This is a genomic window from Saccharopolyspora sp. NPDC002686 (assembly GCF_040295745.1).
GTDB lineage: Bacteria > Actinomycetota > Actinomycetes > Mycobacteriales > Pseudonocardiaceae > Saccharopolyspora > Saccharopolyspora oryzae.
On record NZ_JBEOVY010000591.1, the window covers coordinates 1 to 2342 of the forward strand.

3 protein-coding genes are annotated in these 2342 nt (G+C 68.6%); all 3 read right to left on the bottom strand.

From position 1 onward, the window contains the following. Positions 1–101: 101 nt before the first annotated feature. On the bottom strand, positions 102–521 hold the full coding sequence (locus ABTZ89_RS37990; protein ID WP_270949872.1) for a CBS domain-containing protein: 420 nt from the start codon (positions 519–521) through the stop codon (positions 102–104). Between the two features lie 80 nt (positions 522–601). Then, positions 602–1756, bottom strand: a complete 1155-nt coding sequence (solA, locus tag ABTZ89_RS37995; RefSeq protein ID WP_351054162.1) for an N-methyl-L-tryptophan oxidase — start codon at positions 1754–1756, stop codon at positions 602–604. Between the two features lie 143 nt (positions 1757–1899). Next, a complete protein-coding gene (locus ABTZ89_RS38000) occupies positions 1900–2136 on the bottom strand; it encodes a hypothetical protein (protein ID WP_270949875.1) in 237 nt (78 codons plus the stop codon). Positions 2137–2342 lie beyond the last annotated feature (206 nt).

Genomic DNA, 2342 nt, shown 5'->3' on the forward strand with positions numbered 1-2342 from the left:
CGCGGTTCATCACCCAGCGGCCCCGCTTGGTGATCCGCAGCTGCGCGATGGCGTTGGCGAGGTCGAAGCGGAAGAGCAGCCGGGTGCTGAGCACGGCTGGATCACCTGGCCGCGTAAACGCTCTCCACGAAGTGCGCCAACTGCTCGTCGGTGAGGTGGCGGGCCAGGTCCGCTTCGCTGATCATGCCGACGAGCTGGTGCTCGGCGATCACCGGTACCCGGCGGATCTGGTACTGCTCCATCATGGTCAGCACCTTGGCCACGTCGGATCCGGCATCGACCCAGTGCGGCTTGCCCTGGGCCAGTTCACCGGCCTTCACCTCGGCCGGGTCGCGGCCTTCCGCGCAGCAGCGCAGCACGATGTCGCGGTCGGTGATGATGCCGTGCAACCGGTTGTCGCGACCGCAGATCGGCAGCGATCCGACCTTGAGGTCGCGCATCATCTGCGCGGCCGTGTACAGGCTGTCGTCCTCGTTCACGCATTTGGCCCCTGCATGCATGATGTCGCGCGCGGTGGTCATGGCTGGTCCTTTCAACGGCGGTGCTGGTTGCCCTCGCAATACCCCGCACCGCACGGGGCCGAAACCGCGACGCCGGGGCGTCAGAACCGCTTCGGCGACATGAAGTCGTAGCGCGGATCGTCGTTGCCGGACAGCACATCGGCCACCACCGCGGCCACCCCGGGGGCATATTTGAAGCCCCGCCCGGAGTGCCCGGTGGTCACCACGGTCCGCTCGCCAACTCGTCCGACGAGTGGCCGTTCATCGGTCGTGTAGAGGTCGGTGAAGGCGTCGGTGCGAATAGGCTCCGGATCCAGTCCTGGCAGGAATTTCCCCACGGCGTCGGCGACTTCGCGAATCTCGGCCGCGCTGTGCCGCGGTTGCACGGCTTCCGGTGCGGGCACGGGGTGGGCCGCGACGGCCCCGGCGATCTTGACCATCACGCCGTCCACGGTCGGCATGCCGTAGACGTGCCGGCCGCCGCCGTGGTGGATGAAGATCGGGAACCGGTCGGGCCGGTACGCGTCGATGTCGTCGGTGCCGAACCAGCTCAGCAGCACGCGCCGGGACTGGACCGCACCGGCCAGTTCGTCCGGCAGGAAGCGGGCGGACCACGAACCGGCGGCCACCACCACCTGCCCGACCCGGTACGACGATCCGTCCGCAGTGCTCACCAGAACGCTGTCGCCGTCCTCGACGAGTTCGGTGACCTCGGTGTAGCGCAGCACCTCCACCCCGGATCGCTCGGCGACGCGGGTGGCGCTGAGCACCGCTTGCTCGCAGCGCAGGTAACCGGCCTGCTCGTCGAGCACCGCGATCTCACCGTCGAGCAGGCCGTGCTGCGGGTAGCGCTCGGCGACTTCGGCGGTGGACAGGACCGCGACCGGCACATCGGTGTCGCGTGCGTTGGCGAGCAGTCCGGCGATGTAGTCGCTTCCGGAGTCGCCGATCGTCAATCCTCCGCACTGCGCCAGGATGTTCGCGCCTGCTTCCTCCTCCAGTTCCCGCCACAACCGCAGGGAGTCCCGCAGCAGCGGCACGTACTGGTGGCCTTCGGCGTAGGCGAGGCGGAACAGCCGGGTTTCACCGCCGACCGCACCCCGGTCGTGCCCGGGCGAGAACCGCTCGAAAGCCAGCACCTGCACGCCGCGGCGGGCGAGCTGCCAGGCGAGCATGCTTCCCATGGTGCCGGTGCCGACGATGCCGACCTGGGCGTCCAGTTCTCGTCCTGACCGGCTGGTGAACGTGTGCGACATGCGCGCTCCGGGAGACCTAGGGGCGAACGTGGAACGTATCCTCGATCGACGAACGTCCCGGCACAAGGTCCCCAGCACCATTCATTTCGCCCGCATGCCAAAGCAGGACTTGCGCCTGGCGAAGTCCTCTGTGGAGCGTGCGGTCAGAACTCGCGCATGAACCGGGAGAACGCGGCGTTGGCCGCGGCCCACTCCTGGGTCAGCAGCTCGGTCGGCACGCCCGGGCGCGCTTCGGCGTCGACGGTGACCGCGAACCCCGGTGCGGAAACCCGGCGGCGCAGCTGCACCAAGCACCCTCCGGTGGAGCGGCCCAGCCGCTCGCCGTTGTCCTTGGACTCGATCTGGCCCGGCTGCAAGTCGGACGCGTTGAACTCGGCCATACCCCTGTTCTAACCCAATACGCCCGCCACAGCACCTGCCGAGCACAACGGTGCCCGCCGAACACAGGAGTCGACGGGCACCGAGGGTGACGCGCTACTTCAGCGGCGCACTGGCGACCGCGCTGCGGAAGGTGCGCAGGCGGAGGCTGTTGGAGACCACGAATCACTTCTATGTGGAATGGCCGCGCGCGGAAGCGGATCAGCGC

What these genes read in the sequence shown, in the direction of transcription:
- ABTZ89_RS37990 (WP_270949872.1), bottom strand. Translation starts at nt 521, where the DNA reads ATGACCACCGCGCGCGACATCATGCATGCAGGGGCCAAATGCGTGAAC.
- solA (WP_351054162.1), bottom strand. Translation starts at nt 1,756, where the DNA reads ATGTCGCACACGTTCACCAGCCGGTCAGGACGAGAACTGGACGCCCAG.
- ABTZ89_RS38000 (WP_270949875.1), bottom strand. Translation starts at nt 2,136, where the DNA reads ATGGCCGAGTTCAACGCGTCCGACTTGCAGCCGGGCCAGATCGAGTCC.